The sequence below is a fragment of the Nostoc sp. ChiQUE02 genome, assembly GCF_034531305.2.
Taxonomy (GTDB): Bacteria; Cyanobacteriota; Cyanobacteriia; order Cyanobacteriales; family Nostocaceae; genus Nostoc.
The window spans coordinates 20,931-45,959 of record NZ_JAVRBN020000033.1; the positions used below are offsets into that span (position 1 = coordinate 20,931).

A 25,029-nucleotide genomic window follows, 5' to 3' on the forward strand; every position below is an offset into this window, starting at 1 on the left:
CTCATGGTGGAAGTGTTTAAGATTGTGAGTGGAAGAAGATGTTGGGTAACGCTGTCCCTCTACCCAACCTTGTTAGCCCGCACCCCGTCGCCACTGTTTTCAATGTAACGGTGCAAAACTAAGTTAATCAGTGTTTTATACTCTGCACCTTGAAGACGAAACCACGTTATCACTTCTGAATCTAACTCAATCAGGTCACGGGCTTGTGTTGCCGGAATCCTCAGCGTGGCATTTTCAAAAAACTCATTACTCAACGGTGGGATGTCTGAGTAATCAATGTCCTCATCCATCATCGCCTCTAATGTAGCCCAATCAGTACGTGAGGTATTGTTCATGATCGCTTATTTCAGATGAATAAGAAATCTTGCGATCGCTTTATTACTCATCTGCTAACCACTTTTCACGGTAACTCTTTGCAAAAAACGATTTGCTCTTGTCTGTTCCGAACTACCCTCTGAGTACTGCACAATATTGACGGAATTCATTAAATGCAGTTTGTGCTATTACCATTTGTTGCTTGTTGACAAACGCCCGTAGTTCATAGCAAAGGTGAGAACCCTCGGTAATGAATGCAACTGCGGTATTAGTATCTAGATTAATCACGTTTTATGTGAACCAAAAATTACACCGCCTATATTTTGGTGTAATGTGATTGTCCCATAAGTGGTTGTGCAATCAAACCAAATTAGCAACTGCTCTGGCGATGGATTTTGTTTGAGGTTCTCAGCAACTATAAAAACAAAAGTATAAAAAAGCTATACTATTATTTTTAATTTTTACATAACATAGAAAAGCTATGTTAATAAGCTTGTCATTGTTTATACTAAGTTACAAGCACGTTGCAACGCTTGTTTAAGTAAACTTTGATATTCTTCATCCTCAACCCGATAAGCACCAAATCTCTTCAAATGAGGATTCATCATTTGGGCATCAAAAAACACAAATTTCCTCTGACGCAATCTTTCCACCAACTTGACCATCGCTACCTTTGAACCTTCGGGAATGCGGTAAAACATCGACTCTCCAATAAAAGCCCCACCAATGACAATCCCTAAAATTCCCCCAGCTAGCTCATCACCTTGCCAAGTTTCAAAACTATAAGCATAACCACTCTGGTAAAGTAGCCAGTAAATCTTTTCCAATTCCGGTGAAATCCAAGTTGTGTCTCTGTCAGCACACCCAGCCACCACAGCTTGAAAGTCCCGATTAATCCCCACAGTAAACCGTTCTTGATTCAGAACGCGCTGCAAAGACTTGGGATAACGAAACCGCTCATCCAATGGAATAAAAGTCCGATCGCGACTTCCGTACCAACTCAGGCGATCGCGCTCATCAGCCATGAGAAAATAGCCTTGTGCATAGCCCTCAACAATAGCGGCGATATCATATTGCATAAATAAATATAAAAAAACATTAGAGAAACGCAATTTGATGCTAACAGTCAACCTCCGCGTTCCTCTGCGTTTTCCTCCGCGTCCCTCTGCGTTAAAAAAAGATGACTCAACCAATTCCACCCATCACCCTACCACCCCCTGAAAATCCGCTGCTCGAAGGTGAATGGTTACGAGAGCGTTTACAACGGTGGCTAGATACAGAATTTATCCCCGAAGCAGTAAACCAAAATATTGCCCAACGAGCCGCACAGATTTTCGTGCGTCAACGGATGGAAGGAGAAAATGACCTTGGTTCTCTGGTAATTGCCATTGTCACAGAGATGCAGTCCTATGATTTTTCCAATAGCTTCTATGGAGAGTTTGCGATCGCCAACGCCGTCAGCGATCTACTCTTAGAAAGTCTGGGAATTGATAAGTGTTGTGGTCAATAATTTTTGTCATTTGTCCTTTGTCATTAGTCCTTTGTTATTTACCAATGACTAATGACTAATGACTCTTGACTACCAGCTAGACTTAACAACTCCAGGCAAAAGACCTTCATGCGCCCATTCTCGCAGTACGTTCCGAGACAACCCAAAATCGCGGTAAACACCTCTAGAACGACCAGTCAACCAGCAACGGTTGCGGTGGCGGGTGGGCGCACTATTCCGTGGTAGCTGTTGAATCTTCCGGTGGATTTCTAGCTTATCCAAAGGAGATGCTGCACTTCTGAACTCTTCTAAGAGAGCTTCCCGCTTGTCAGCATACTTTTCTATCAACTTGGTGCGCTTTTTCTCCCGCTCAATCATGCTCTTTTTCGCCATATATTCTCTAACTTATTTAAAGACACCGTTTTCCATTCTACAGTCTCTCCATCAATTCTGGGGTTACTTGTGTCGCTTACCCTACAACCACTGGCTTATTTGCAGCAGGACATAAATCAGCAAGCTCACAAGCAACGCAAACGGGAGAGCGGGCTTTACAAATAGCACGACCGTGATAAATCAACCGAATTGACCAATTTTCCCAATCAGGCTGAGGCAATAAACCCATTAAATCTTGCTCAATCCGAACGGGGTCTTTTGCTTCAGTTAAACCCAAACGTCCGCTGAGGCGCTTAACGTGAGTATCTACTGTCACGCCAACATTAATGCCATAGGCATGAGCTAGGACTACATTTGCTGTCTTGCGCGCCACACCTGGAAGCTTTAATAATTGCTCCATCTGGTTGGGGACAACAGAGTTAAACTCAGTGACAATCATCCGACAGGCGGCTTGAATGTTCTTGGCTTTATTGCGATAAAACCCAGTTGAACGCACCAAGCTTTCTAATTCTACTAAGTCAGCGATCGCTAAACTCTCAGCATCAGGAAACTTACCAAATAAAGCTGGCGTGACCTTATTCACTCGCTCATCAGTACACTGAGCAGAGAGAATCGTTGCGACCAATAATTGTACTGGCGTTGAGTAGTTCAAAGAGCAAGTAGCATCTGGATAAAGACGCTTCAGACGAGCTAAAATTTCTATTGCCCGTTGTTTTTTAGATAACGATTTGCAGGTAATGCTCACTGGAACAATTTTTGTACCCACTCCAACTGGCTAGTTAATTGGGTGGTTTCTTTGACTATCAGAAAAATTCCTAACCCTAAGAGTAACACCAAACCAGTTTGCATTACACCTTCTTGAATCCGGGCGGGTACAGGCTTACCGCGTAAACCTTCAATCAGCAGAAAAGCGAGTTGTCCGCCATCCAAAGCTGGCAAAGGCAAAATATTGATAATAGCCAAGTTAATGCTGATAATTGCCGCAAAAGACAACAGATTTACGCTATTATCTTCAGCTAATTTTGCACCGATTTTGACAATATTAACTGGCCCAGAAACTTGTCCAGCAGTTTGTTGAAAGTTGGTAATCAACTGTCCAAAACCGCTCAGTGTCCCAACAAATAATTGTTGAAACCTGTTAGCAGCAAGACCAAAAATTTCAAAAGGACTATTAGGACGACGATAAACTGCGGTAGCATTTGGACTGAGTGCCACACCAACTACACCTTTGCCATCAGCTCCCAGTTTTGGCGTTAATTTCAGGGTTTGTTGTTGGTTTTCACGCAGAATTTTCAGTTCGATTTGCTGATTGGGATGAGTTTGAATTTCTTTTGTCAGCAAAGGAGTTGATTTATCAGAAGCCGGGAGTTCTTGACCGTTAACAGCCAGAATAATATCTCCTTCCCGAATTCCTGCTTGATAGGCAACAGATTCTTGATTAACAGGCTGTACAACGACACCAGCTTTATAGTTTAATTCCTTGGGAATGCCGACAATACCCAATTGCAGAGCCAACACCAAGTAGGCAAATATTAAATTTGCGATCACTCCGGCACTGATGACAATCGCCCGGTCTAAAACTGGACGGTTACGCAGCAGATTCGGGTCATTGGGTGGAACATCGCTATCGGGGTCATCATCGGGAAAGCCCACAAAGCCGCCCAAGGGAAAGGCGCGGACAGCATATTCGGTTTGTGAACCTTGGTACTTCAAAAGAACTGGGCCAAAACCCAAAGAAAAACGGTTAACGAGAATGCCTTGAGAACGTGCTGCAACAAAATGCCCCAACTCGTGTACCAAGATCAAAACAGCCAAGACTGCGATCGCTGCTAAAACTGACATAGAGCAAATTAGTGAAAATATTAACTTATAGTTATCTCCATTCTAATTGGGCATTGGGCATTGACCATTAGTAAAAGACAAAGGACTAATAACTAATGACAAATTACAAAACTTCACGTCCCAAGTAAGGTTGCAATACTTCTGGTATCCTCACCGTTCCATCAGGTTGTTGATAATTCTCCAAAATTGCTGCCATAGTCCGTCCTACAGCCAAACCCGAACCGTTGAGGGTATGTACGAACTGAGTTCCTTTCTTCCCCGCCTCTTTGAAGCGAATATCAGCCCGTCGCGCCTGGAAATCTATAGTATTGGAACAGCTAGAAATTTCGCGGTATTTGCCAGAAGAGGGTAACCAAACCTCTAAATCATAAGTTTTAGTAGAAGCAAATCCCAAATCCCCAGTACTTAAATTTACTACTCGGTAAGGCAACCGCAACACCTGTAAAATTGCTTCTGCATTCCCCACCAATTTCTCCAGTTCATCAAAAGACGTACTGGGTTCGACAAATTTCACCATTTCCACTTTGTTAAATTGATGCAGGCGAATTAATCCCCGCATATCGCGCCCATAACTACCAGCTTCACGGCGAAAACAGGGAGTAAAAGCACAGTGGTAAATAGGTAAGTTTTCAGCAGCGAGAATTTCACCTCGATAGAGATTTGTGACTGGAACTTCAGCTGTAGGAATCAGCCACAAGTCGTCATCAGCACATTTAAAGCTTTCTTCAGCAAACTTCGGTAACTGACCGGTCGCCGTCAAAGACTCGGTATTTACTAATAGCGGCGGACTGACTTCCACATACCCAGCTTGAGTATGGAGAGACAGCATAAATTGAATTAATGCCCTCTCCAATGCCGCACCAGCGCCCATCAATGTCACAAAGCGACTTTGGGCGACTTTCACAGCTCGCTCAACATTGAGAATACCTAGCTTTTCGCCGATTTCCCAGTGAGGGAGAATATTCGGATTTTGGGGAATATACTCATCACCCCAACGCCGCACCTCTATGTTATCTTCCTCATTCTTTCCAAGGGGTGTAGAGTCGCTTGGCAAGTTGGGAAGTGCCAATACAAGTTGGGCAATTTCAGCTTTGAGGTTTTTTTCCTGGGGTTCCAGTTCGCTCAATGTAGCTTTGACAGAGTTACCTTCATCCCGCAAAGCTTGAATTTCTGGGTCTTGAGGATTCATCCCAGATTTAATCTTTTGCCCGACAATTTTACCGATTTCGTTGCTACGAGCTTGGAGTTGACTGCGCGTCCCCTCTAGTTCTCGCTGTTGCCGATCTAACTGTAAAATCGGTTCAATATCGTATTTACCACTACGACTATTCAATCGTTCTTGAACTAATTGCGGATTTTCCCGTATTTGCTTAATATCCAGCACAGATTTTTCTCAGTTTTTAGCCTAAAATCTTCCTGTCAATACAGTTAACACATAAGCATTTAGCATATAGTAATTTTGCTTTGCTGTAACTGGAAAAATAAAGTTTATTAGAAAAATCAGTCTCAATTTCTGATCGAGATTTTACCCTAGCATCACTGCCAGGGCTAAGAAACCATATAATGCATTAAAGCAATCATGAATTCGTATTTTGAGTCACTGTCGTTTCAGAAACCTGAGCAAGACTCTGACCATTACCATTATTGTTATCAGCGGCTGCAAACGTCCTTTGAGTGATATTCGGTGGTTCCTTATGGTCTCTAGTTTGTCCAGGTGCAGGTAACCAGTATGCAAGCACACCTGATAAACCACCCCAATAAAGCGCAATATTCTTATCGTCCCCTGGCGAGCCAAGCTTGAAAATGCACAGCCCCAGTACGATGCTACTAAAGAAAACCTGTACGCCAAATCTCCATACGTCTTGATTAAATTTCTGTACTGGTTGATTTCTCATACTGTCAAATTGATTTTTCATAGTGTCAGACTTCCAAAAAAGGTACACATTATCCCTGTGCTAGTTTTGGCAGCACCTACTACTACAGCTTGGCAAAATTCGTAATTACGCTTGTACCCCTACAGAGATATTGCTACGCGCTGTGCGTCGCTTAACGTAATTTGTAATTCTTATACCGCAAGCGTTCCATTGATTTGAATTACGCAGTGCTGTACTAGCAGGATGTTTTTCAAGGATTATGTAGTTGTCTTCACACCGAGTTTTGTGCGTTTCGGAAAAATTATGATTAACTTCTTTAGACTCATGAAAACTCAGCACTAATATTAAGGTCGGTTAATCCGATTGAGCAACCAAAGTGATGCAATAAGCCCTGCAAAATGCGCTGATACAGTGTTGGTGTTTGCTTGTACCACAAGCATATCTAGACCGCTAATAATTCGGGTGGGGTCAAAAAATTGGGTAGTTATAGCTTGAGGAGATATGGATCTTGCTACCAGTGTACCAACGATCGCTTGCGCTCCCAAAAGAGTCACCAGCGTTCCTCCTAAATTTACCCACAGCCCTAAGCGTAATACTTGCACAGTCTCGCTTTTCCGAGGGCGGTTGCTAGGATTGGAGGATTCTAATTGCTTGCCAATTCTGGTGTAACGGTAAGCTAAATAAATGCCCCCACCTAAAACAACCAGTCCACAAATTGCTAAAAATACGCCAAAGCCAGTCCCAGGATTATTACTAGGACTGCCAGTTCTTTGATTAAAGATGGCGAATAGCAGCACAATTATGCTAGAAACAACGCCTAGTACTAGCTGAATCCAAAAGCTAATCCAACCTGTAAGGCGAAAAGTTTGGGCAATTGCCCTAAGAGTTGAGGAAGATGATGGGGCATCGGGAGTTTGTGACATACTTGATCACCAATGTGCTGGGCGCTTGATTAAGGACGCGGGGACGCAAAGACGCCGGGAAAGAACTCTCCGCGTCCCCGCGTCTCCTCTCCCCCCGTTTTCTTTCCCCCGCCTTGAGGTCTTCTTTGATCAATTTACTATCACACTTGCCAAATGGGACAAGAGATTCTCTTGTAAAGGAAATTTAGTAATGGTTACTGCTTAGGTGTGTCCACAGGCCTAGCAGATTTAACCCAGACGTATCCCTTAGCCTAAGCTTTGAAAATTTGCATTGGGAAAATCACTGTAAAACAAAGTGTTTATTAACTTTTACAGACAAAATAGCATTTTACCTGTAAAATTTCTTCGATGGCATTTTATTGCTTAAGCAGTTCTAACCAGCTCGGCATCACTTAACACCAAGATAGTGACTTTGCCACTGTCTGTTCGCTCCTCACCACCCGTATCGAGCTTGGATAGGGGTACACTATTTTGTGCCTCTAAAACTCGCAAACTCTTCCCACAACTTCACAGGTGTGGGTGATTATTTGGTGTTTACGCTTTGGAAATCTAGTCTAAGTAGCTTTATATGTATTACTCACTTAGCAGTAGCACTGTATACTGACTACAAGGATTGTAGACCTTACCCTAAGGCATTTTTTTAGCCATTCACTAACCATGAAACTTGAGGATATATATCAATTCTTTGAGAATCCTCCGCCAACTTACCTTTGTCAGGAACTAGCAGTTTGTTACATACTGTCTGTTTTATTACAAGGTGAATCCTACGGAACCGAGTTGATCGAGCAATTAGAAACTGAATATCCCATCTATAGGCTTTCAGATACCGTACTTTACAGTGCAATCAAATTTCTGGAAGACCAAAGGGCAATCACTGGATATTGGAAGAAACTCGAAGGACGGGGACGCCCCAGGCGAATGTACCAAGTTTCTCCCGAATGGCAAGTTCAAGCACAGGATTTAGCTTTTCTTTGGCAAGACTACATCAACGGGAGGACAAAGTAACGAATAATTGATAATGAATAAGTCTCCTCCAGTCAAACACTAACAATTAGTTATGGATACTGCTATTCTGCCATCTACGTTCCTGCTAACCTTGTTGTTATCGGTTGGGCTGTTTTTCTTTATTCGTGCCTCGACTAAAGACCGCATACAAACAGTGCAACTGGTATCTGAACAAGACGAAGCTGCTTTAATGTCTCAATTAAAAGAGTATTTTTGTTCGCGGTCTTACCAAGTGGCAGAGGTAGACCGAGAACAAAACAAAGTGACTTTTGAAGGGAATGTTCGCCCCAGTTGGTTTTTAGCTATATTTTTAACTCTGCTGGCAGCGACTGGGATTGTTTGTCTCTCACTAGTCGTATACCTGCTTTTTCCTAACCTCAGTCCCATTGTTTTGGCTATGGTGCTGCTGTCGCCTTTAAGTGGTCTGTTTTATTGGAAAAGATCTGGAAGACTTGAGAAGGTGTCGCTCAAAGTAGAAACAACTCAGAGCGAACAAACCTCCTCAAGTAAGATTACTGTAGTTGCCCATCGAGATGAACTCAGTGAGTTACAGAGGACTCTACAGTTAAAGCCTAGGGAATAATTGTTGCTTTTTGTGACCATCTCTTAACTATGATATGCAGACTTCTGACCTGACCTACTCTTTAGGCAATGGAAAGTAGGAAGGAGGAAATCAAGACTGCTGCTTTGTCAGTTTTCCCCACGACACAAGTTGTGGGGAAAAATTTAAATTTATTAACTTAAATTTGTGACAGAGCTTACTTAACTATCTACGGCATAAGAGCGCAACTTCACTAGCGCTTTTGGACGCGCTTGGCTTTATACCAACTCCCTTCTGCATCATCAAAATAGTATCAACCCATGCAATCTAGCGTGGTTTGAGACAAATTTACTTTCCAACTACCTGGACTAGACTGACTGGCAAATCAGCTACAAACTAAAAAAAAATTAAATTTTGCATAAACTTAGCAATTTTGCCAGTTAATAATAGTCAGGAGCCACATTCAATGCGTAAGATGACCATCTATGGTTCACCGACTAGCTAAAGCAAGAGGTTCTTGACCTGGCGAAGGTTCTAACACCCTCAAGCTAGGAAACAAGAAATGGTTTTCCTCTACGTATTGAGCACCAAACAGTCCCTTTTCTGCCCAAAAATAACGGTCTGTGGTGTGTTCATTTCGCTTTACGAGTAGCAACGCTGGTGGCAAAATCCCTTCAGCTTGAATGAATCTTCTCGCTGCTGTCACAGGCTTTTCTTCGCCACTTTCGATGCTATATTGAGGCACGTGTTCCAAAATCCGCCGTCCTTCCTGCCGACGACGACTCTTCCTTTTGCGTCTCCTTGCCAATCTATTGTCCTCCTCTTTCAAGCTATAGATTGTAGTGATAGCTACAAAATCCGTCGTCATTATATAAGTTCTAGTTCAAAATATCAATACTTTTTAACCTTTTCATGTAAGAAAGTTAATATCTTTGAAGATAGAGAAAACAAAATCACCTAAGGATATAATCCCTTGGTACAAACCATCACTAAGAATATTTTAGTTAAGCTTTATTAAACGAGTAAGGTAAAAACTAAGTATCCTTTCTTAATCATGCCTCAAAATCTGTAATCTTGAGCAAAAGCTAAAAATGTTAATGTCTGCCAGTTCCGATTTTCTTGCTCTGTGTCGAGAGCAAATAGCGCTGCTAACCCAAGGGCTGGGAGCAACTTTAAGTATTGTGTACTTAACACAAGAATTGGTAGAGACTCCTTCAGGCGACGCAAAACTGATTCCTGTGGTGATTTACCCGGAAACAGCATTATTACCGCCAGGGGAGGAGACTGCTGAAGCGACAGTACACAAGCAACTTCAAGTTGGAAATGTGTTTGTATTACCCAATCATCAGGGAAGGTTATTGACAGCAGGTTCAGAATCTCCCACCTCGTCACGGGAATCTGAGATACCAGATGCATCTGAACCCCATCTAAAAGAGGAATACCTATTTAGTGGCAACCAAATTGTTTTACCTCTGGTTTATGAGGGTGTGATGATGGGGTTACTGGTGACAAGTAGGCAAGACCGAGCATGGAATGAACACGAGGAAAGTCAGATTCAACGGATAGCCCAAACATTAGCGATCGCTTGTATTTTAGATCAGCGGCGGGCATGGTTTGAGCAGCAGTTGCATGAACAACAAATTCTCCAAGAAAAACAGCGGGATTTATTAGATAACCTTTTGCATCAGTTTCGTAACCCATTAACGGCGTTGCGGACTTTTGGCAAACTGCTATTGAAACGACTACGACCAGCAGACACCAACCGGGATGTGGCAAATAGTATTGTGCGGGAAAGCGATCGCCTCCAAGAATTACTGCAACAATTTGATCAAGTAATTGACTTGACAGAGGCAGATTTAGCACCACTACATCTGGCGGAAAATGAAGTGTTTGTAGAAGCAACTATCCAAAAAGACGCTAAACCACCGTTATTATTGCCGGGAACGGGAGATAAAGCAGTTGACTGCTCGCTAGCAGATATATTAGAACCATTATTAATATCAGCTAAAGCAATCGCCCAAGAGCGAAAGCTAAAACTCATAACTGAAATTCAACAGAATTCATCTCTAGTACGTGCCAACATCAAAGCATTACGAGAAGTGTTAACTAACATCATCGATAATGCTTTAAAATACACTCCTACTGGTGGCAAAATTTTGATTCAGGCTGGGCAAGAAAAAGCTAATTTCCAAGGAATTGTCATTAGTGATAATGGGCCTGGCATTCCACCCCAGGATTTAGAGCATCTTGGAGAACGCCATTATCGGGGTGTACAAGCGCAAACAGAAATTCCCGGCACAGGTTTGGGGTTAGCGATCGCTAAACAATTAATAGAGCAAATGCAGGGCGAAATCGAGGTTTTCAGCCCTGCAATCAACTCTAAGCTAACTTCACCCCATGCGCCGGGAACTACGTTTATTATTTGGTTACCAGAAGTTGAGAATTAGTCATTAGTCCTTTGTAAATACTAATGACCAATGACAATGACTATCTTAGTGAAACCAACAAGTTTTGATTGATTGTCATTTGTAAATCAGTATTTGGGTCAATAGCGATTAAGTCAACACTATTCTTACCGAAGAACAGACCAATCAATGCACCGATACCAGCGCCACCCAAGACTTCTTCTGTGGCAATGGCGCGATCGCCTGTGACGGCAGAAACTGCTGCTGCTGCACCTGCACCCAATACAGTATTCTTGATAATTGACCCAGTACTAGTACCTTTGTTGACGGTTTCAGTTTTGGTAATCACTTCAGAGCTAGCGTTAAGCTGATACTCCTGACCACTGGTCAAAACCAGTTTCTCCGCAACGAATTGAGAACCACCTGTAGTAGGTTTGAGTTGACCAATAACCTGACTACCAGCAGGAATCACTACAGATCCGTCTTGCGTAACCACGTTTTGGGATACTGTCAATGTCAAAGGCGCTGTTTCATCCTTTGTAACCAGAATTTTTTCTGCCTTGTCATATTTCACAGGAATGGCAGTCCCTTGGGGAATTGTGACTGATACAGGTGTTGGGGTAGTAGACCCAAGTGCCACGACATAGGGCGAGTTAATTGCTGAGGCTTGATTAGAACTAACCAATGCTTGGTAGATAAAAGCTGCTACCTGGGCGCGAGTGGCGGTTGCAGTTGGATTCAGGAACTTCACATTAGGATAGTTCACCACAATTTGTTTTTCAGTTGCTGCTGCGACCGGGCTACGGGCATAGCTAGCGATATTAGAGGCATCGTTAAAGTATTGCAGAGTGCTTTCGGTATTGCCGCTAGGACTATATTCCAGACCGTTGGCGAGGGAAACTAACACCTGTTGGCGAGGAATAGCTTGGTTAGGCTCAAAACGATTGCCGGGATATCCTGACAAGAAACCAATGGTATAGGCTTGCTGAATGGCGCTAGATGCCCAATAATTGCTAGGCACATCAGTAAAACTGATTGGCGATCTTTGCTGTGCTTTTTGGAAAGCTTTATTGACCATCGCCGCAAATTGAGCGCGTGTTACCGGTTCTTCAGGGCGGAAGCTACCATCAGGAAATCCGGCGATTACACCTCGCTGTGATAATTGTTGAATAAATTGTGCTGCCCAATAGTTAGATGAAACATCAGAAAAAGTAGTTTGAGCTAAAGATGGCGAAGCTGTAATCAAAGGCGCTACAGTACCGACTGTGAGGCTCAAAGCCATGAATGCAGCTGTTCCAGATTGCCAACGATTTAAGTTAAACATTATTTTTACTCCAGTAAAATTAGTTTTTTTACTCTTAATTAATTAGACATTTACTGAAGTATTAGGTTCCCAATTATTTCGATTTTTTGTAAAAACCATTACCTTAGTCATACAGTCACAATGAAAAAATATATGTCAAATGAATTAGGTAATAAAAGTTGTGTAATTACCCTATTACTCCTTTGCACTATTAAATAAGTATTCCAAAAAACCTCAATACTGGATAAGACGATACAGAGATAGAAGAGTTGCTGGAAAATAGAATTTTGTGGCTTAAAAATGAAGGCGATCGCACACTATAGTTAAAGTGGCGATCGCCTATAGGGGATGATTAAATTCACAACTTGAATGAAGTTAAATCTAGTAGCGGGATCGTGGTACTAAATTCAAGTTAGAATTGAGTGTGAGCCTTAAATCTTGTGCAGGTCTAAGGACAAAAGCATTTCCTTCTTTCTTCCGCAACAGGACACTCGCTCCCGCACCGGCAGCCGCACCGATAACTGGTTTTAAATCGTCAATTCTATTGTTGCCAGTAATTAGTGAACCCAAAAGACCAGCACCGCCACCAATAGCTGCGTCAGTTAAAACTTGACCGGTGCTAGGCCCCTGTTTAACTTTTTGAGTTGTGGTGTATGTCCGAGAAGTTGCATTAATTGACTGACGCTGACCATTAGAAAATTCTAATTCTTGAGCTACAAACCTTACGCCTTTTCCTTGGTTATCATCTGTATCTCTTGAATAACTATCTAAGTCAACAGATTCTAGCCGTCCATTTATTTTAGTACCAGCAGGAATTAAGACATTTCTGTTTCTGTCGATAATGTCGTTCGCTATTCTCAAGGTTAGAGATTTACTTTCTCCAGGAGCAATAGTAATTGTTTCTTTTTCGTAGGTAACTGGCAAAGCAACCCCAGAAGGAATGGTAACGTTTCCGTATTGCCCAGTTCTATCTTGCCCAATTCTGTATTGTGCATTAGCAGGAGCCAAGCTAAATAGGGGGCTAATGACGCTTGTAGTAACGGCCATTGCCATAAGTGCGGCAGTTCCAGATTTCCATTGATGTAACCGTGTCATGAGAGGGTTATCCTTTGTGTATGTGATGTATGTAATGACGGGGATTCACGGAGTTTGTTTCTGACTGTTTTTGAACCTGTCTATAGGCGTATTCCGAAGATAAAAGTACTTATATATGATGGGAAGTCTTTGCGATCGCTTAGTCGTAGACATCGCTCCTCAGAATTTGTATTCTGCTAATGTGCGTTACTAAAATCAAAGGCGAGACACTCATAGGACGTAAAATGAGTATCATTTTGTTCCCAAATGCTTTTTTATTACTTATGTCTACATATCTAAGCCATTAAATAGAGGCGAATGGCTGGCTGCAAATTCTATACTTATATTCTAGATTAATTTGCTAGGGCTTGGGAAATATTTTCGCTTTCTTTTAGAATTACTCAAGTCAATTTATAGAGTAATTCCTAATGTCAGCGAGTGAAGTGCAATACTTGATTATTGACGCACTTATTACTCTAGATTTACTCGGTAATACGTTCTATGATGAAGATAGTGGCAATTGGTACATAAATATCCCAGCCCTATCTTACCGCTACGATTTTACAAAAGGGTGATATTGTTCCGACTAGTTGGGACTTGTAAATATGGCAAATTGGACTGAAAAGCAAAAACAAAAGTATGCGAGGTTTCAAGAACTTGTAGAAATTGGTAAACAGCGTTATGTAGATGCTGGTGGTAATCCTCAACGTTATCGGGTAGGTTTTAAAGGTCAGGATTACCTGACAGACGAAGAGAGGAAAGAAGCAACCAGAATCATGCGACAAATGTTTGGTATTTCTATCACAAATGGTTATGTTTATTGTCAAGGGTCTTCTTGGCAGTTACCAGATAACTCGCTATTAGGTAAAAAGCAAGTTGAATAGTAAAAGGCCGGTAATAAATATAACGAATGATTTCCCTGTGGAAATGAGAGATAAAATATCTGTCACATGGGTATTTAAGATTGCTACTGACGTTATTTAATCTCTGCGATCGGTAATAGCAAAGTATCTTCTATTTGCTGTCGCACTTCACGGCTAACATAACAATCGCTATTTAGACAATCTGCCAGTAATTTATTGGCATCATAATACTGCTGAAGCAATTCCTTCTGCTCGTTACTGAACTGCCAATCATGACCAATATTGCGATGTTTAATCATTACTAGTCTTAATTCTTCACACCAAGTCTTTCCATTAGCTAACCACCATTTCTCAGATTCTTGCCAGTTTTGTCTGCTTGGTAGTTGCTCTCGAAGTTTTTGCAGCAAATTCTTGAGTTTTGGGTCGAGAGATCGGTCGAGGGATCGGTCGAGGCATCGGGAGAGGGAGAGGGAGAGGTCAAGGGAGCGGGAGAGGTCGAGGGAGAGGAATCGGGACAGGGACAGGGAGAGGGAGAGGTCGAGGGAGAGATCCAGGGAGAGGTCAAGGGAGAGGGAGAGGGAGCGGTCGAGGGAGCGAGAAAGGTCGAGGGAGCGGGAGAGTGAGAGGGAAAGGTATCGAGAGAGCGATCGGGAGAGGGATCGGTCCAGGGAGAGGTATTGGGAGAGAGAAAGGGAGAGGTATCGGGAGAGGGATCGGGAGAGGTATTGGGAGAGGGAAAGGTAAAAGGCCCTAAGTGCTGCTGGTTTGTAAGAAAAATTAACGGAAAGTGATTTTTCTCTTACCCACAGAAGAAACTCTTGCAACCTCTGATCATCAGCCAGCATAAAATCAATTTTCTCTTTGATCAACAGCAATAACCGATCTGCATTTGGAGACATCCCAACTGCCAGCAAAAAGACTTCCCGCCAGCGTTTCTCAGTAATATGGCTAACAAGATTTTGCAGCGCTTCGTCTGATGACTGTCTCACAACCACAAATTCTCTAGCTGTGAAATACTCATGAAATGTCAGGTGAGAAAATGAATAAATCCTTTTCGCTCTTTCGACAACTAACCCATGATGATGCTCAATTGAATGCAAAACTTTCTCACTGTCAATTTGCAATGTTTCTTCGTCAGTATTAGCTTCGGGTAAATTGCGGATGTATTCTGTAATGTATTTTTCTGCTATTTTTTGCTTGAAGAAATATTCACCTCCCTCAAAAATAGTCAACGCCATTTTGCTGAGTAAATCTTCTTTGCGTTGGACTGATAGCTTTTTGTAAATCTCCTCGCGTTGAATTCCCCGCTTGGTATCCCATTTTTTCAATAACGCATCCAGTCCTTCTTTATATAACTCAGAACGATTTGCAGGGAAATCTCCTGACTCTTCAAATGCTAAACAAAGCAACGTCAGCAGCAGAGGACTTGCAGCAAGTTGTTTGATTCGGCTATTCTCTTTGAGACGTTTGATAAAAGTCTCTGATTTTACAGCTTTCTCCTTAAACCAGTTATTGGCAAAGTTGGAAATTTGGTCATCGTCAAAATCAGCAACTTCCACCTCTGTGAACTTCTCAAAGGTATACTCTCGTGCTGCAATTCGGCAGGTCATGACAAACTGATTGTTTGGGAAACGGTCAGAAAACTCACGAATTTCCTTTAAAATGCGGTTACTATCCTCTTCTCTAACCTCATCCAACCCATCAAGTAAAACTAATGCCTTTCCATAAGCTATTACATCTCGAATAGAAGAGATAGGATTTATAGGTTCTTCGGTGATGTATTCTAGCAATCGGGGTTTGTTTGCAGCTTCCGCAAAGTTTTTGAGGGTGACAAAAATCGGTACATGTTCAGCCTGAAACTCACCTTTAATACACTGAATTGCTAAATACTTCAAAAACGTGGTTTTGCCTGCACCTGGCTTTCCCAAAATCATTAGCTTGGAATACTTCTCAACCGCTTCCAATCCTGGCACTCGTTTTTCAGTAATTTTATTGAGTCCAAAGAGGTCAAAATCCTGGCTCCTATACTGTTCTAATAATTCATCAATTCCTAGCGGTTGTCGCCCGGTGATTTTTTCCAGGATATTAACGCTGGTGTAAATGTCATTCAACCCAATAGGTTTAGTCATATCCAGCACCCGCATTGTGCCGCAGAGTTGTTGAATGATGGGTTTTATCTCTTCACGTACCTTTTTGACTAGTACACATACATCTATTTTGAGAGCAGATAGAATTGGTGAAGTATTAGATTTCTGGTACTCCTGAATCAGAAAATCGCGCAGTTTATAAAATTTACCTGGGCCCTTGCCACAAATACTGAACTTGTTATAAACACCAGTCATGCGAGTGCGAAAAGCATTGTCACAAATATAGAGAGCTTCTGCAACCCCTCGTTCGTCTCTATTTTCCCTACTATATAGTTCTATAAAAGCCTCTTGCTGCTTTGGAGAAAGCTCATACTTACGAGCCATCTCAGTCAAAAAGTCACGTAGTAAGGGTTGCATTAGCTAATCTCACAATTACCTAAAAACCAGTCTATATCTAAAGATTACAGATATGTAAGGCAATGTTAGGGTATGTCAGCCTAAGTTTAAGCGAAATCTCTCAGTCACAGTTGAGACAGTAAATGTATTGAATCAACTAATTCAGGAGTAGGTCAATGTTATCCAAGAAGTTTCCTTCAAGAGATGAAGTGCTGGCTGTTGTAACGCTGATTATGGTCATTGGTTCTCTCACACTTGCAGTTATCGATGAGAAGAGTCGCCCTCAATTTCTAGATTTAACAAAATTCGCTATAAGTACATATATTGAACTGTTGATACCTCGGTCAAGGTTAAACGATCGCGATCGCAACTAGCCAAACTAAAAGTCGGACAACTATACAAACGAAACCCGCCAGCGCGGGTTTTAATTTTTTAGAATTATCCACAAAAAGCGATCAGTTAAGAGAATTCCCAGCTAGCCTGCTTCTGGAAAGTAGAGAACATTGAGGAATCCAAGCAAAAATAATCTCCCACAACTCTGAGAGCGCCTATTGTTTTCATATTTTCCTCTCGGACAACAGAAATAAATAACCAAAAGCCTCCACGGAAGTTTTATTTTTCTCCGAAGATAGCAAAACTTATTCATGCAACAAGAAAAATTCACTTATGACATTGTAAATTTTTGTAAAATTGATGTCTTCAAGACTAGAAACCTGATATCTAGATAGCTAAACTAACAAACAGTGCATCTGTACTGTTATTTATTAAAAGTAGATGTGGCGCTATAGGGTGAATGATCCCAGTACAACTTATCCTCAAAAACTTTCTTAGTTACCGTGATGCAACTTTAGATTTTGGCGGTTTGCATACGGCTTGTATTTGTGGTTCCAATGGTGCGGGTAAATCCTCCCTTTTGGAAGCAATCACTTGGGCAATTTGGGGTGAAAGCCGTGCCACCGCTGAAGATGATGTGATCTATTCTGGTGCGAAAGAAGTTCGGGTTGATTTCACTTTCCAAAGTAACCAGCAAAAATATCGAGTGATTCGTACCCGAATTCGGGGAGGTACTAGCGTCCTCGAATTTCAAATAGAAATACCATCTGGGTTTCGCTCACTCACTGGCAAAGGGGTAAGAGCAACCCAAGATTTGATTCTAGAACACATCAAGCTCGATTATGATACTTTTATTAATTCTGCCTACTTACGTCAAGGTCGTGCAGATGAGTTCATGCTCAAACGCCCGACGGAACGCAAAGAAATTTTAGCGGAGTTGTTGAAGCTCAATCAGTATGATGATTTGGAAGAACGGGCAAAGGAATCTTCTCGTCAGTTCAAAGCCAGGGCAGTAGAGTTAGAGCGTTCTTTGGAGTCGATAAAAATTCAGCTGCAACAACGCGAGATTACCCAAGCGCAAAGAGTGGAGTTAGAAGCTGAACTCAACCAACTGCAACAGGTGCAAGCTTTTGATAATATTCAATTACAAAGTTTGCAAGTTGTCCAGCACCAGCGTCAAAGTTGGGAACAACAACTCAGCTTTGTGAAGCAGCAATATCAAAATCTTACCCAAGATTGCGATCGCCTCCAACAAGAACAATCAGCTATTGGCTCTCAGTTATCAGATTTAGAAAAAATATTACACCAAGAAGCTGAGATTAAAGCTGGATACGCTCAATATCAAAGTTTACAATCTCAAGAAGAAGCCTTTGCTGTCAAATTTGAAGAATACACCCGCGCCCAACAGACTCGTCAACAAAAACAACAACAGCTTACCAAACAAATTCACGAAATCGAGCGGCAACTGCAACAAGCCCAAGCGCAGCTAGAAGCTTTACAGCAACAAGAGCGAGATATTCAGCAAACTCTCACGAAATCAGGTGAAGTAGAAGCTGCTTTGTCACAACTAACCGCAGCCCGTCACCATGTTGCTCGTCTCGATCAACTGCAAATGCAAGTTACTCCCTTGTTGCAACAACGAGCAACTTTACAAAGCCAACTCGATCGCACTCATGCTGGTTTAGTAGCGCGACTCGAACAATTGCAAAGTACTGAAAACCAATTGCAACGCCAGCACCTCCGCCAACCGCAACTACAACAAGCGGTGATGGATGTAGCAATCCAAATTGAGGAACTGGAAAAAAAGCGGGTTTATCTACAACGAGTCCAGGAAAAAGGTCAAGAAAGGCGGCACTTTATCGAACGTCTGCAAGCTCACCAACGGGATTATGAAAAACTGCTGGGTGAACTAGAGCAAAAATTGCAAATGCTGCAAAATCCTGAAGCACTTTGTCCATTATGTGAGCGTCCTTTAGACGAACATCACTGGAGTCGGGTGGTGGAAAAAACCCAAAGTGAAATAGAAGATACTCAAGGGCAGTTTTGGGTAGTCAGAGAACAAATGGCTGTGTCTGACAGAGAAATTCAGGTACTTAGGCAAGAATATCGGGAAATTTCTCAACAATTGGCTGGGTATGATGGTTTACGCGAACAGCGGGGACAGTTGGCAGCGCAGTTAGAAGCTACAACTGATGTCCAACAACAGTTACAGCAAATTGCTGCTGAAAAACAGCATTTAGAGCGATCGCTCCAAGCAGGTGATTATGCTCCCGATAAACAAGCCGAACTCCGGCAACTAGACCAATATCTGCAACAAGTTAATTATAATGAACAAGACCACGCCCTCGCGCGGAGCGAAGTTGAGCGGTGGCGATGGGCAGAAATTAAACAAGGGCAGATTAAAGATGCGACTAAGCGACAAGCACAACTATTAGCCCGAAAACCTGAACTACAAGCTACTATTGCCCAATTACAAGCCAGAATCCAGCAGGATCAGATTGATTCTGAATGTGCTAAACAAATCGCGGCTCTTGAGCGTCACATTGCCGAAATTGGCTACAGTTCTGAGCAGCACAACAACCTCCGGATAGCTGTAAAGAAAGCTCAATCTTGGCATTTGCGATATCAACAACTGCTATCAGCCCAGCAGCAGTATCCGCAACTTCAGATAAGATTGCAAGAGTTAGAGGAGTCTAGAAGCGCCAGATTAACCGAGCGGCAAAAACTTGGCGGACAAATCGAAAGTATTATTCAGCAACTACAAGCAACAGCTAACCCATCTGCCCAAATTCAAGCTCTAGAGCAGCAGCTAGCAATCCGCAGACGGCAACTCGATGAGCAAATTGCCAAGTTAGGGCGTTTAGAACAGCTGGCGCATCAACTAGAAACGCTGCAAATTCAGTACGAACAACAGCAACAGCAACTACAATCTTGCAAGCAGGAATATCGTGTTTATCAGGAATTAGCGCAAGCTTTCGGTAAAAATGGTATCCAGGCACTAATGATTGAAAATGTGTTGCCGCAATTGGAAGCCGAGACAAATCAACTACTTTCACGGCTGAGTGGGAACCAGTTTCATGTACAATTTATTACTCAAAAGGCTGGGCGCAGTGCTAAATCAACAAAGAAAAATGCCAAGCTAATAGACACCCTAGATATTTTAATTGCCGATTCTAGAGGAACGCGGGCTTATGAAACTTACTCTGGTGGAGAAGCCTTTAGAATTAACTTTGCCATCCGTTTAGCCCTGGCAAAATTATTAGCGCAGCGGGCGGGGGCGGCGTTGCAATTGTTGATTGTGGATGAAGGTTTTGGTACACAGGATGCCGAAGGATGCGATCGCTTGATTGCAGCGATTAATGCGATCGCTTCTGATTTTGCTTGCATTCTCACTGTCACCCACATGCCCCACCTCAAAGAAGCTTTCCAAGCCAGGATTGAAGTGAATAAAACTCAGGAAGGTTCGCAGTTGAGTTTGTCAATTTAATTAAATTTAACCCGTGCATCAAGACCTAATGAGCGAAGCTTTTTCGTTAGGATTTCGGCTTGTGCGCGATCGCTAAATGCCCCAGCATTCACATAATCCCCTAGATTAGATTGCTCTGTGACAGCATTGGGTATATACTGCTGCACTTTACTCAGAGTATCATTATTGGAAATTGGCACTATTACTCTGTAGGGATTATTAGCAACTAATGTGTTGCCATTAGTAACAGGTACAACATAGCCATTGGTAGGAGGTAATGCATAGCGATTAGTCTGAGGTGCTACATAGTCATTAGTCTCAGCTAAGACATAACCATTAGCCTCAACATAATTGCCCCCAGTCGAGCTATTCAACCCTAATGCTTGCCAAGTTTGCCAATCTACATTTCCACTAGAATTAAGTCGAGAATATTGCTGGAATGCAATCACAGATTCTCTGGTGTAATCGTTGAAAAAGCCATCAGGATTGATATTAGAGAAACCCAACTGCGATAAACGTTCTTGAACTAATCTGACATTCTCTCCCTGATCGCCCACAGTCAGATAATTTCTGCTTGGTTGTTGAGTAGTATATCCACCTATGGAGGCTCTACGCACTGCCTCTAAAACTTGGGCATTGGCGATACCATCAACAGGTAGGCGATAATTTCGCTGGAATTGGATGACAGCTTCTCTAGTCATTGGGCCAATATTCCCAGTGGGATTAGTATTAAAATAACCTAGCTGCTGCAAACGCACTTGGAGTTCTCTCGCTTGTGGAGTAGAGAGACTTGATCTGGCTGAAGTCGGAGAGGAACCCATTAATGTGTTCCAAGTTTGTCGGTTCACAATCCCGTTAGCAGGTATGCGATAGTTTCGCTGGAATGCAATTACAGCATCTTTAGTAATTTGTCCAAAATTCCCAGTGGGATTAGCGTTAAAGTAGCCTAATTGCCGTAGACGCTGTTGTAACCTTGTGACTGCTGCACCAGCTTTGCCTTGAGAAAGAACAGGGTATTGACTACTTGGCGATGCCTGCGGCAGGCTGCTCCTACGCAATGCGCCACTGGTATTCCTACTAGAAGTTCTACTTTGACATGCTCGTTGTAAGGCTCGTTGAGTATTAATACCCACAACTCCATCAGCAGGTATTCTATTGGCTTGCTGGAATTTGATAACAGCATTTTGAGTCAAGCTAGCAAACTTGCCACTCACCGGGCCGTTAAAGTAGCCTAACTTTTTTAAACACCTCTGGCTACTGCTAACTTCAGGCCCACTACTTCCTATTTTCTGAAGTGCTAAAGCTTGCCCAGCTATACTCAGAAGTCCCATAGTCAGTGCCACAGACAAAAGACGTATCGCAGCACCGCTAGATAACTTTTTCCAATTCAAAAATTTGAAATTAGCTACGGTAGGAACAACCTTGACGCTTTCAGATGCCTCGTAGACTGAGGCAAGCTTGGTTAAATAGCTATCTACCCCTGTTTTCACTTGCTTTTTTCAAGTTATGACTACACATAATTATACGACTTTCTCTGTGTTATGTTTATTTTGTGTATGGTTCTTTACAAGTAATTAACCAGAAGAGGCAGCGGGGAGGGGAGCTGCTCTTGCAAGGGAGAAAGAATCATAAAAGCCATCTCGGTTTCAGAGCAACTAAATTTATTTATGGAAAAGTTGTAAATTATTGTTATCGCTCTGGTTGTTGTGTATCCTCTGGTTTTTCATCAACTTTTTCAGTATTACCTGCCTTCACCCAACCTTCTTGTTCGCTGCCTTCCAAACGGATCTTTTGCCAAGCTTTGTCCTCGCTTTCTTGCAAAATAATAATTTTTTGATTAAAACCAACCCCACCAATTTTTTCAGCTTCTTGATTTGGTTGCGATCGCAAACTCAAGCCTTCAGCCCAACTAACACGCCCTCGGTAAGCTCCCGATGGCAATGGTTTTGGTGATGGGGTAGCTTTAGGCGATTCTGTGGAAGTAGAGGTTGAGCTTGGAGAAGATTTACTAGATGCCCCAGGTGTAAGGCTAGGTTTAGCTCCTCCAGGCTCAGTTCCTTTTGGTGCTTGGGCTTTCACCGAGGGACTATCGTTGGAATAAACGGGTTTGGCAGGGGGGATGCCGGTGCGATTCATGAAATATAGTGCAATTGCAGCGCCGCCACCTATTAAGATAGCGATCGCTAAGAAGAACCCAAGTATAAACTTTGTTAAGCCAGACAACATAGTTAAAACCTGATTATTAAGAGTCAAGTGGCGTTCAAGGGAAGCCAGTCACGTGGGTATTTCCCCCATTGAGGGGAGTGACGTTGAACTGGCTCTAAAGAGTTACGAGTCGAGAAGCAATGTAACCCATCCGTATGAATCAATAGTCCATAATAATTCATCATTAACTATTGACTATGGACTTTTGACTAACTCATTATTGTAGCTACTGCTGAATGCGTTCATGTAGTGCGCCGGAGGCGTTCGCTTAAAGGACTGTGTTTAGATGCTAAACGCGCTCTCCCAGCAGCAGCCCATTCTTGGAGTTGCTGAATTTGCTCTACGGCAGTTCGCGCCAAGGGGATGATCTGACTAGCTGCTTCTAAAATGTCGTCAGTAGCAAAGTCGCGATTTTGGCTAAATCCAATATGCATCGCTTCAATTAAAGTTTGCTCAATCTCTGCCCCAGAAAAATCGGGTGTTTCGTATGCTAACCTTTCGATGTCATAACTTTTTAAGTTATGGGGGCGCAATCGGGATAAATGAACATCATAAATTGCTTTTCTCTCTTCTTGGGTGGGCAAACCCACAAAGAAAATTTCATCAAATCGCCCCTTACGGAGCATTTCCGGCGGTAAGGCTTGGATGTCGTTGGCGGTAGCGACGACAAACACGGGTGAGGTCTTTTCGGCTAGCCAGGTAATAAAAGTGCCAAACACACGGCTGGCTGTTCCTGCATCACCTTTGCTACCAAGTCCGGCAAAGGCTTTATCTATTTCATCAATCCACAAAATACAAGGAGCGAGGGCTTCAGCTACTTGGATCATTTGGCGAGTCCGAGATTCTGATTCACCCACCAAACCACCAAATAACCTGCCCACATCCAGACGTAACAAGGGTAAATGCCAGTGATGAGCGATCGCTTTTGCCGTTAAAGATTTACCAGTTCCCTGAATACCCACCAACATTAAACCACGGGGGTGCGGTAATCCGTACTGTCGCGCCTTATCAGTAAATGAACCTCCTCGGCGAATCAGCCAGTCTTTGAGGTTATCGAGTCCGCCAATATCAGAAATTTGCTCAGTGGCGGGGTAGAAGTCCAGGATTTGGGTTTGGCGGATAGTTTGGCGCTTTTCTTCCAAAACGAGATCCACGTCTTCTGGTTGCAATTCTCCGTGGGTAGCGATCGCTTTTGCCAAAACCCGCCGAATCCGTTCCATCGAAAGCCCTTGGCAAGAGCGCACCAAATCATCTAAAACTTTGCCAGAAAGGGAGTTACCAGTGCTTTGTAGTAAACGTTCTACCTCAGTTTTAATTTCTGGGGCAGCGGGTAAGGGAAACTCGACGACTGTCAGTACTTCGGTTAAGTCGTCAGGAATGGCGATGCGTGGCGACAATAAAACAATATTTTTTGGTTGCGACTTGAGGAGTCGGGACAGGTTGCGGAGTTTGCGGGCGATCGCTACATCATCTAAAAACCGATGATAGTCTCGGAGAATCAATACCGCAGGTGCAGAGGCTGGTAATTTTTCGATGAACTCCAAAGCTTGTAGGGGGTTACGTCGCCCAAAGCCAACATCATTGGGGTTTCCCTGGTAGCCATCGACAAAATCCCAAGTATACACTGGGCGATTACCCTGGTTGGTTGCTTCTTCCCGGATAGCTGCTTCTACCCGCTCCTCTTCATAAGTGGGAATGTAAATCAACGGGTAGCGGGCACGTAGCAGCAGTTTAAACTCTTCACGAAAGTTCATATATAGCTGTGGTTATTAGTTCTTCTCTCATTGTTCAGGTTTGTATCGCCTCTCACAACTAAAAAACCAACATTTACCAGTTCATAGCGGTTGCCAGTGCGATCGCTATATGTGGATATTCCTCAAAAGTATTAGGCTATAAGCACATAGAATAATTCTTGAAAAATTAACGCTGCTCAAAATTTCGGAGTTACTTTTGGTTTGAAAGCATCTAGAATTGCCGTTACATAATCACTGTTAATAAATATATGCGGATAAAAGATTGGATAAAGATTATATAAAGATTGGATAAAAATATTTTTTTTGATCCGAAAGCATTACTTAATCAGACTAATATCTATAAAAGTACAATTTGATTTTTTAAAAAACTCAGTACATATCTATTCCCTTCTTTATTGTTCACTGCTCCTTATTTCCCTGCTACATTGCCAATTTGATGGCGACGCAATAGATAGATCCCGTTTGTAACCTCTGGGTAAACCTAAAGCCTAGCTAATAAATAATATTAAGTGAAATAATAAAATCTGTCTAATAGTCGTGTAAACCTAAACTAAAGCTAGCATATTGCTCATACTGTTTATTGCAATATATTATGCTCAAAAAATCAATATTTGTGAGTATTTAAAATCTTGTAACAATAATAGAATTGAGAGCTTATAGCTGTACTCAATTATGTAAAAAAAATAATGTCTGTTTTTATTGTACAGCAGTAATTTGAGATTTTTGGCGGATTGATTGCCTATATTAAATACTGAAGATCC

25 protein-coding genes are annotated in these 25,029 nt (G+C 42.4%); 8 read left to right on the forward strand and 17 right to left on the reverse strand.

What is annotated here, in order from left to right:
• Nucleotides 1-59 precede the first annotated feature (59 nt).
• The 3 genes from RM347_RS26240 to aat all read right to left on the reverse strand — a co-directional run bounded on the left by RM347_RS26240 (nt 60) and on the right by aat (nt 1,394).
• On the reverse strand, nt 60-335 hold the full coding sequence (locus RM347_RS26240) for a BrnA antitoxin family protein (RefSeq protein WP_322721668.1): 276 nt from the start codon (nt 333-335) through the stop codon (nt 60-62).
• 112 nt (nt 336-447) lie between these two features.
• Complete coding sequence (locus tag RM347_RS26245; RefSeq protein WP_428850617.1) at nt 448-603, reverse strand: hypothetical protein; 156 nt, start codon at nt 601-603, stop codon at nt 448-450.
• A 215-nt stretch (nt 604-818) separates the two neighbouring features.
• The gene (gene aat, locus RM347_RS26250; RefSeq protein ID WP_322721667.1) at nt 819-1,394 is read right to left on the reverse strand and encodes a leucyl/phenylalanyl-tRNA--protein transferase; all 576 of its coding nucleotides are present in this window, start codon (nt 1,392-1,394) and stop codon (nt 819-821) included.
• A 101-nt stretch (nt 1,395-1,495) separates the two neighbouring features.
• Between aat and RM347_RS26255 the strand changes: the two genes are divergently transcribed.
• Complete coding sequence (locus tag RM347_RS26255; protein ID WP_012410384.1) at nt 1,496-1,825, forward strand: hypothetical protein; 330 nt, start codon at nt 1,496-1,498, stop codon at nt 1,823-1,825.
• Nucleotides 1,826-1,894: 69 nt separating this feature from the next.
• On the opposite strand, the gene rpsN is transcribed toward RM347_RS26255, so the two are convergent.
• From rpsN to RM347_RS26290, 7 genes are all read right to left on the reverse strand, one after another.
• Nucleotides 1,895-2,197 carry a 30S ribosomal protein S14 gene (rpsN, locus tag RM347_RS26260; RefSeq protein WP_190939279.1) on the reverse strand — a complete coding sequence of 101 codons (303 nt, stop codon included), beginning with the start codon at nt 2,195-2,197 and terminating at the stop codon, nt 1,895-1,897.
• Between the two features lie 76 nt (nt 2,198-2,273).
• A complete protein-coding gene (nth, locus tag RM347_RS26265) occupies nt 2,274-2,963 on the reverse strand; it encodes an endonuclease III (protein ID WP_322721666.1) in 690 nt (229 codons plus the stop codon).
• Entirely contained in the window at nt 2,939-4,039 is a 1,101-nt protein-coding gene (gene rseP / locus RM347_RS26270) for an RIP metalloprotease RseP (RefSeq protein ID WP_322721665.1), read from the reverse strand. Before rseP ends, nth begins: the two co-directional genes overlap by 25 nt.
• 103 nt (nt 4,040-4,142) lie before the next feature.
• Nucleotides 4,143-5,423, reverse strand: coding sequence for a serine--tRNA ligase (serS, locus tag RM347_RS26275; RefSeq protein ID WP_322721664.1), 1,281 nt, complete (start codon nt 5,421-5,423; stop codon nt 4,143-4,145).
• Nucleotides 5,424-5,616: 193 nt separating this feature from the next.
• Nucleotides 5,617-5,955 carry a hypothetical protein gene (locus RM347_RS26280; RefSeq protein WP_322721663.1) on the reverse strand — a complete coding sequence of 113 codons (339 nt, stop codon included), beginning with the start codon at nt 5,953-5,955 and terminating at the stop codon, nt 5,617-5,619.
• A 302-nt stretch (nt 5,956-6,257) separates the two neighbouring features.
• Nucleotides 6,258-6,836: a DUF3611 family protein gene (locus RM347_RS26285; RefSeq protein WP_322721662.1), complete on the reverse strand. Its 579-nt coding sequence runs from the start codon at nt 6,834-6,836 to the stop codon at nt 6,258-6,260.
• Between the two features lie 363 nt (nt 6,837-7,199).
• On the reverse strand, nt 7,200-7,328 hold the full coding sequence (locus tag RM347_RS26290) for a hypothetical protein (protein ID WP_322721661.1): 129 nt from the start codon (nt 7,326-7,328) through the stop codon (nt 7,200-7,202).
• Between the two features lie 165 nt (nt 7,329-7,493).
• Between RM347_RS26290 and RM347_RS26295 the strand changes: the two genes are divergently transcribed.
• Nucleotides 7,494-7,841 carry a PadR family transcriptional regulator gene (locus RM347_RS26295; protein WP_322721660.1) on the forward strand — a complete coding sequence of 116 codons (348 nt, stop codon included), beginning with the start codon at nt 7,494-7,496 and terminating at the stop codon, nt 7,839-7,841.
• Between the two features lie 52 nt (nt 7,842-7,893).
• A complete protein-coding gene (locus RM347_RS26300) occupies nt 7,894-8,424 on the forward strand; it encodes a cofactor assembly of complex C subunit B (RefSeq protein WP_322721659.1) in 531 nt (176 codons plus the stop codon).
• A gap of 448 nt (nt 8,425-8,872) precedes the next feature.
• Here the strand turns inward: RM347_RS26300 and RM347_RS26305 are convergent, their stop codons facing one another.
• Nucleotides 8,873-9,190, reverse strand: coding sequence for a DUF3155 domain-containing protein (locus RM347_RS26305; protein ID WP_041566316.1), 318 nt, complete (start codon nt 9,188-9,190; stop codon nt 8,873-8,875).
• 283 nt (nt 9,191-9,473) lie between these two features.
• Here RM347_RS26305 and RM347_RS26310 point away from each other — a divergent pair, with 283 nt between their 5' ends.
• Nucleotides 9,474-10,829, forward strand: a complete 1,356-nt coding sequence (locus RM347_RS26310) for an ATP-binding protein (RefSeq protein WP_322721658.1) — start codon at nt 9,474-9,476, stop codon at nt 10,827-10,829.
• 40 nt (nt 10,830-10,869) lie between these two features.
• On the opposite strand, the gene RM347_RS26315 is transcribed toward RM347_RS26310, so the two are convergent.
• Both RM347_RS26315 and RM347_RS26320 read right to left on the reverse strand, forming a co-directional pair.
• Entirely contained in the window at nt 10,870-12,111 is a 1,242-nt protein-coding gene (locus tag RM347_RS26315; RefSeq protein WP_322721657.1) for an S-layer homology domain-containing protein, read from the reverse strand.
• Between the two features lie 360 nt (nt 12,112-12,471).
• On the reverse strand, nt 12,472-13,185 hold the full coding sequence (locus RM347_RS26320) for a conjugal transfer protein TrbI (RefSeq protein WP_322721656.1): 714 nt from the start codon (nt 13,183-13,185) through the stop codon (nt 12,472-12,474).
• Nucleotides 13,186-13,592: 407 nt separating this feature from the next.
• Between RM347_RS26320 and RM347_RS26325 the strand changes: the two genes are divergently transcribed.
• Together RM347_RS26325 and RM347_RS26330 are read left to right on the forward strand one after the other, a co-directional pair.
• Nucleotides 13,593-13,739 (forward strand): hypothetical protein, encoded by a 147-nt coding sequence (locus RM347_RS26325; protein WP_322721655.1) that lies wholly within the window; start codon nt 13,593-13,595, stop codon nt 13,737-13,739.
• Nucleotides 13,740-13,769: 30 nt separating this feature from the next.
• On the forward strand, nt 13,770-14,048 hold the full coding sequence (locus tag RM347_RS26330; protein WP_322721654.1) for a hypothetical protein: 279 nt from the start codon (nt 13,770-13,772) through the stop codon (nt 14,046-14,048).
• 92 nt (nt 14,049-14,140) lie between these two features.
• On the opposite strand, the gene RM347_RS26335 is transcribed toward RM347_RS26330, so the two are convergent.
• Nucleotides 14,141-16,531: an NACHT domain-containing protein gene (locus tag RM347_RS26335; protein WP_322721653.1), complete on the reverse strand. Its 2,391-nt coding sequence runs from the start codon at nt 16,529-16,531 to the stop codon at nt 14,141-14,143.
• A gap of 155 nt (nt 16,532-16,686) precedes the next feature.
• Between RM347_RS26335 and RM347_RS26340 the strand changes: the two genes are divergently transcribed.
• Entirely contained in the window at nt 16,687-16,884 is a 198-nt protein-coding gene (locus tag RM347_RS26340) for a hypothetical protein (protein ID WP_322721652.1), read from the forward strand.
• A 419-nt stretch (nt 16,885-17,303) separates the two neighbouring features.
• Nucleotides 17,304-20,330, forward strand: a complete 3,027-nt coding sequence (locus RM347_RS26345; RefSeq protein WP_322721651.1) for an SMC family ATPase — start codon at nt 17,304-17,306, stop codon at nt 20,328-20,330.
• Here RM347_RS26345 and RM347_RS26350 read toward each other — a convergent pair.
• From RM347_RS26350 to RM347_RS26360, 3 genes are all read right to left on the reverse strand, one after another.
• Nucleotides 20,327-21,799, reverse strand: a complete 1,473-nt coding sequence (locus RM347_RS26350; protein ID WP_322721650.1) for a peptidoglycan-binding domain-containing protein — start codon at nt 21,797-21,799, stop codon at nt 20,327-20,329. The genes RM347_RS26345 and RM347_RS26350 overlap by 4 nt on opposite strands.
• Before the next feature lie 199 nt (nt 21,800-21,998).
• Nucleotides 21,999-22,535 carry an SH3 domain-containing protein gene (locus tag RM347_RS26355; RefSeq protein ID WP_322721649.1) on the reverse strand — a complete coding sequence of 179 codons (537 nt, stop codon included), beginning with the start codon at nt 22,533-22,535 and terminating at the stop codon, nt 21,999-22,001.
• A 221-nt stretch (nt 22,536-22,756) separates the two neighbouring features.
• The gene (locus RM347_RS26360; RefSeq protein WP_322721648.1) at nt 22,757-24,268 is read right to left on the reverse strand and encodes an AAA family ATPase; all 1,512 of its coding nucleotides are present in this window, start codon (nt 24,266-24,268) and stop codon (nt 22,757-22,759) included.
• Between the last annotated feature and the right edge of the window lie 761 nt (nt 24,269-25,029).

What these genes read in the sequence shown, in the direction of transcription:
- RM347_RS26240 (WP_322721668.1), bottom strand. Translation starts at nt 335, where the DNA reads ATGAACAATACCTCACGTACTGATTGGGCTACATTAGAGGCGATGATG.
- aat (WP_322721667.1), bottom strand. Translation starts at nt 1,394, where the DNA reads ATGCAATATGATATCGCCGCTATTGTTGAGGGCTATGCACAAGGCTAT.
- RM347_RS26255 (WP_012410384.1), top strand. Translation starts at nt 1,496, where the DNA reads ATGACTCAACCAATTCCACCCATCACCCTACCACCCCCTGAAAATCCG.
- rpsN (WP_190939279.1), bottom strand. Translation starts at nt 2,197, where the DNA reads ATGGCGAAAAAGAGCATGATTGAGCGGGAGAAAAAGCGCACCAAGTTG.
- rseP (WP_322721665.1), bottom strand. Translation starts at nt 4,039, where the DNA reads ATGTCAGTTTTAGCAGCGATCGCAGTCTTGGCTGTTTTGATCTTGGTA.
- RM347_RS26280 (WP_322721663.1), bottom strand. Translation starts at nt 5,955, where the DNA reads ATGAAAAATCAATTTGACAGTATGAGAAATCAACCAGTACAGAAATTT.
- RM347_RS26285 (WP_322721662.1), bottom strand. Translation starts at nt 6,836, where the DNA reads ATGTCACAAACTCCCGATGCCCCATCATCTTCCTCAACTCTTAGGGCA.
- RM347_RS26295 (WP_322721660.1), top strand. Translation starts at nt 7,494, where the DNA reads ATGAAACTTGAGGATATATATCAATTCTTTGAGAATCCTCCGCCAACT.
- RM347_RS26300 (WP_322721659.1), top strand. Translation starts at nt 7,894, where the DNA reads ATGGATACTGCTATTCTGCCATCTACGTTCCTGCTAACCTTGTTGTTA.
- RM347_RS26310 (WP_322721658.1), top strand. Translation starts at nt 9,474, where the DNA reads ATGTTAATGTCTGCCAGTTCCGATTTTCTTGCTCTGTGTCGAGAGCAA.
- RM347_RS26315 (WP_322721657.1), bottom strand. Translation starts at nt 12,111, where the DNA reads ATGTTTAACTTAAATCGTTGGCAATCTGGAACAGCTGCATTCATGGCT.
- RM347_RS26320 (WP_322721656.1), bottom strand. Translation starts at nt 13,185, where the DNA reads ATGACACGGTTACATCAATGGAAATCTGGAACTGCCGCACTTATGGCA.
- RM347_RS26325 (WP_322721655.1), top strand. Translation starts at nt 13,593, where the DNA reads ATGTCAGCGAGTGAAGTGCAATACTTGATTATTGACGCACTTATTACT.
- RM347_RS26330 (WP_322721654.1), top strand. Translation starts at nt 13,770, where the DNA reads ATGGCAAATTGGACTGAAAAGCAAAAACAAAAGTATGCGAGGTTTCAA.
- RM347_RS26335 (WP_322721653.1), bottom strand. Translation starts at nt 16,531, where the DNA reads ATGCAACCCTTACTACGTGACTTTTTGACTGAGATGGCTCGTAAGTAT.
- RM347_RS26340 (WP_322721652.1), top strand. Translation starts at nt 16,687, where the DNA reads ATGTTATCCAAGAAGTTTCCTTCAAGAGATGAAGTGCTGGCTGTTGTA.
- RM347_RS26345 (WP_322721651.1), top strand. Translation starts at nt 17,304, where the DNA reads ATGATCCCAGTACAACTTATCCTCAAAAACTTTCTTAGTTACCGTGAT.
- RM347_RS26355 (WP_322721649.1), bottom strand. Translation starts at nt 22,535, where the DNA reads ATGTTGTCTGGCTTAACAAAGTTTATACTTGGGTTCTTCTTAGCGATC.
- RM347_RS26360 (WP_322721648.1), bottom strand. Translation starts at nt 24,268, where the DNA reads ATGAACTTTCGTGAAGAGTTTAAACTGCTGCTACGTGCCCGCTACCCG.